At 39.2% G+C, this 4,480-nt stretch carries 4 protein-coding genes; 3 read left to right on the forward strand and 1 reads right to left on the reverse strand.

The window, feature by feature from the left end; genetic code table 11:
• Nucleotides 1-402, forward strand: a 402-nt coding sequence (locus tag V7659_RS15510) for an ABC transporter permease (protein WP_335540756.1), incomplete at its 5' end; no start/stop codon positions are given.
• 117 nt (nucleotides 403-519) lie between these two features.
• Here V7659_RS15510 and V7659_RS15515 read toward each other — a convergent pair.
• Complete coding sequence (locus V7659_RS15515) at nucleotides 520-1,959, reverse strand: flavin monoamine oxidase family protein (protein WP_335540757.1); 1,440 nt, start codon at nucleotides 1,957-1,959, stop codon at nucleotides 520-522.
• A 217-nt stretch (nucleotides 1,960-2,176) separates the two neighbouring features.
• Here V7659_RS15515 and V7659_RS15520 point away from each other — a divergent pair, with 217 nt between their 5' ends.
• Together V7659_RS15520 and V7659_RS15525 are read left to right on the forward strand one after the other, a co-directional pair.
• On the forward strand, nucleotides 2,177-2,722 hold the full coding sequence (locus V7659_RS15520; protein ID WP_335452523.1) for a GNAT family N-acetyltransferase: 546 nt from the start codon (nucleotides 2,177-2,179) through the stop codon (nucleotides 2,720-2,722).
• Nucleotides 2,723-2,741: 19 nt separating this feature from the next.
• Nucleotides 2,742-4,031 (forward strand): AAA family ATPase, encoded by a 1,290-nt coding sequence (locus V7659_RS15525; RefSeq protein ID WP_335540758.1) that lies wholly within the window; start codon nucleotides 2,742-2,744, stop codon nucleotides 4,029-4,031.
• Nucleotides 4,032-4,480 lie beyond the last annotated feature (449 nt).

Consider the following 4,480-nt stretch of genomic DNA (forward strand, 5'->3'; position numbering starts at 1 on the left):
GTTATCCTCCTCGCGCTCTTGATGGGCTTCCGTTCCAGCGCTGATATCCTGGATTGGCTCGCGGTAGCTGGAATACTCGGGCTGTTTACGCTGGCGCTGACATGGCTGGCAGTCATTCCCGGATTAAGAGCGGGGTCTATGGAAGGGGCGACAGCCTATTCGTACCCGCTGATTTTCCTGCCGTTTATCAGCTCGGCCTTTGTCCCCACCGAAACCATGCCTAAAATTGTCCGTACATTCGCTGAGAACCAACCCGTGACTTCAATCGTAAATGCCATTCGTGCCCTCTTGTATGAAGGGTCTGTTGGCAACGATATCTGGATCGCGCTTGCCTGGTGCGTCGGCATCATGGTCATCGCTTATTTCTTCGCAAGTAAAGCATTTAAACGCCAGCTAGGGTAAATTAGGGCAACTTGCTATGCTTCTTTATATAAAAAAATAATTTTTCTGTAAGTCAAATTTATAAAGCCTAAATGTTAAATAGTAAAGGCTGCTACAAGCAGCCTATTTTTTAGATCACTAAGGTATGTCATTCACTTCATTTGCCACACGGATTCCTGATTCTATTGCCCCTTGGATCCAACCGTGGGTAAGTCCGGTATGTTCACCAGCAAAGTGTACCTTTCCCTCAGGTGTAGAGATATAAGGATATAACTCCGCATCCTGACCCGGTTCAAAAGAGGTAAAACCTCCGCAAGAATAAGGGTTTTTACTCCAGCTAAAAGCAGCTCCCGTTACGAATTCTGAATAAACCTGATACCCAAAAATTTCTGCCAAGTTCATTAATGCAAATTGGATCATCTCTCTTTCAGATAGACTCTCCAACGTTAAGGCCTCATCTGCCCACGTATAACTCGCAATAACAACCGCAGGTCCTTTTGTACCAATACCATAGCTTGGGTAATAGGAAAAGCGGATGGGCAGATCGGTTATCGATTTACCACCTAATTGTCCTGCTTTCTCCCAAAACCTACTTTTAAACTCGATGGCAATCTTAGAGGAGGCCATATAATTGAGTTCACGAATCGCTGTCCTTTTAAAATAGGAGAAAGATTCATAAGGTTCGACTTGCACAAACCGGAGCGTTGAAAAAGGAATAGTCACAATGGCTAGGTCACCAGTCATGCTGAAGCTCTGATCGGTTTTCTGGTGCTTGCAATGAATGGTTACACTGTTTTGATATTGAGATATTTTCATCATTTTTTGGTTGAATAAAATGTTTTCGTATAATTGTGGTTGAAAGGCTTTAGGCAATCGATCCATGCCACCCGTTATTTCATAAAATTTCTTCGTTCCGTTTAAGATGATGAGTTCTCGTAATATCTCTACAAAGGTCATCCCCATATACGCTTCCAAGTCAATAAGCACACCAATCATATCATTTGCACCGACGGAAAAATAATAGTTTAAGAAAGAACCTAACGAAAGATTTCTATATTGCTTTTCTATAAGAGGCCAATTCTTTTTAGGATCTTGTTTTATAAAATCGATGATTGGTTGAATTACAGAAAACAAAAGTTCTTCCGACGATTTCCCTTTCTCATTTGGTTCAACAGGGTATTTTAAAATACTTGGATCCTTTTCAAACAATAGAAGCCGCGTTTTAATGCCATTTGCGTAGATGAAGTCATTTGGGGTTCGGTTGATAAATAGATTGGTAGTCAACTTAAACTTTTTAATATATTCAAAGGTTAATTGATGTTTTTCGGGAATTCGCATCGGTCCGGCATTGAAATATAAGTTCTCGCTAAAAGGCGTTCTTATTGTATATACACGTCCGCCAACTCTATCATTTGCTTCCAAAATGGTGACATTATGACCAGCATCCTTTAATAAAGAGGCGGAGACGAGTCCAGCCATGCCTGCACCAATAATAATAATATGTTTAGGATTATGAGATTTCTTAAGACCATTTCTAATGATGGTCAGCATTTGTTGCTCCGTTAATGGGAAATTCATGTGATGGGGGCAACCTCCTTTACATTTTCCAAAAAATGGCTCATTGCATTATATACAGTTAAAAGTGGGGTTATGTTCTATTTGTAATCCTGAGTCCATGAATCTTTGATTATATGGAAAGTCAACCATTTCTTTTACTAAATGTATGTGCTATAACATACGAGAGAAGGACCCTCCAATCATGAGAATTTGGTCCTATTAAAAGGGGGGCATGGGTATGAGAGTGGAACCGACTGAATATTTTGTGAATAATTTACGTTATATCATTAGGTCTGCACAAGAGACGGATGCAAAGAACTTGTCAGAAGTTAGATTGCAGATCGATGGTGAAACAGAGAATTTAGATAGGGAAAAGGGCGAAGCCTTTATAGATGAATCGGGTTTCAAACAGATTATTAAAGAAGATACCGAGAGTAATAGTAATATTTTTTTGGTTGTTGAGGTCAATGATAGAATTGTAGGTTTTTCAAGATGTGAAGGGACCAAATTGAAAAGATTTGCTCATAAAGTAGAATTTGTCGTCTGTGTTTTAAAAGAATTCTGGGGATATGCAATTGGGAAAAGCTTATTACAAAAATCTATTCAATGGGCGGACTCAAATGGAATTAAGAAAATATCGTTAGCAGTTCTTGAGACGAATGATAAAGCCATGAAACTTTATGAAAAGCTCGGTTTTGAAGTGGAAGGGATCTTAAAAAATGACAAGATCCTATCCGATGGGAATTACTATAATACGATTTTGATGGGAAGGCTCAATGAATAATAATCCAAAGGAGAACTAGATGAAAAATAATGTTTTGTTTGACACAAATAAAATCGACCGGGAATCACTGCCTTATTATTTCGACTACGGCAAAATCGTTTCTACCATTCAAGAGAAACTCATTCATGATGTGGGCATCGATTTTCAGATGTATTCAGATGAAGATACCTCCAATGAAATTTGGGACATTCTTGAGGAAGATCTAAAAGAGGAATCGCCGGAAGTACAATTAATTTGCCATATTTATAAAGAAGGGGAGACCAAGACCATCTCATCCAACCATACCGATAAGGCGATGGAATTGATTATTAAACCACGGATTATCAATGGTCTCTTTTATTATCCAAATTATCAGGTCGCACTGGCAAGATTAGTTATTTACCAAAGTGATGGGGAAATGACGCATGATTTTATTTTTGCCCAAAATGATGCTTGCTTAGTAGCCTTTTTGAAGTATGTGCTTAAAAGAAAAAGAGATTATATTAAAAACTATGTCACTGTTTTTACGGATACGGAAGATGGTGTTGAAACAGAGATTGATAGTATTACAACCTTGGTTAGAAGAGAGGATGTATTTTTAGAGGATACGTTAAAGCGTGAAATTTACCGCTCGATTGATGAATTTTTCTCGGAAAGCGGCCAGTTTTTCAAAACTTATGACATTCCGTACAAACGTGGAATCCTTCTCTACGGGAAGCCAGGGAATGGAAAGACCACTCTCGTGAAATCAATCGCTAGCAGCATTAATGCACCGGTTGCTTATTGGCAGATTACTGAATTTACATCGAGTTATACGATTAAAGAAGTATTTACGTCGGTATTGAAGTTAACGCCATTGGTACTTGTGATTGAGGATATTGATTCCATGCCTGCGAGTGTCCGTTCTGTCTTCTTGAACATCTTAGACGGCGCCACTTCAAAGGAAGGAATTTTCATCATTGGGACAACGAATTATCCTGAAAAAATTGATCCTGCACTCATGAACCGCTCTGGGCGGTTTGACCGAGCGTATGAGATTCACGTACCAACCAAAGACCTCCGTTATCAGTATCTATTAAATAAGAATATTGCTCAAATTCTTTCTGAGGAAGAGATCCAGCAAGTTGTTGATTCAACGAAGGATTTCTCTTATGCGCAGCTCAATGAGTTGTATACATCGATTGCCCTTGAATGGCATTACGAACAACAAGTTGATGTGAAAAAACTTTGTGCAGACTTAAAATCACTGCAGCAAAAACAACAAAAACAAGAATGGGATCAAGCTCTTTCCTCAGCATCGATTGGATTCTCAGGGTTGGGTGAGGATTAAAGATTCTCTGCCACAGTATTTGATACTGTGGTATTTTTTTGTTGGGATATTAGTTGAATGGGACCACTAGATGGCTATGTTTCCCGCGAAGGGAGAAAAATCGGTCCAAAGGTAACCATAAGGTTCTTTGGTAACCGCGGAAGAAGAAAAATCAGTTCAACGGTAACCATAGAGGGTTTATGATGCCCACAAAGGATGAAAAATTGGTTCAACGGGAACCATAGCGGGTCTATGATTCCCGAGAAGAATAAAAAAATGCTTAAACGGTAACTAATCGTCTAACTAATACCCGTTTCACTCTTCAAATCTCCCTAGACTATACCTCCACCAAAAATGATTTGTATGATAAGCTAAAATGGTATTAATTTTATTATTGGCTGTGTTAAAGAATATTGTTGATTTTGGCACTCTGTTGACCTTCGTTCCAGGCACGAAGACTCCTGCGGGAG

Origin of the sequence: Neobacillus drentensis (assembly GCF_036966985.1) — a bacterium.
Classification (GTDB): domain Bacteria; phylum Bacillota; class Bacilli; order Bacillales; family Cytobacillaceae; genus Neobacillus; species Neobacillus drentensis_E.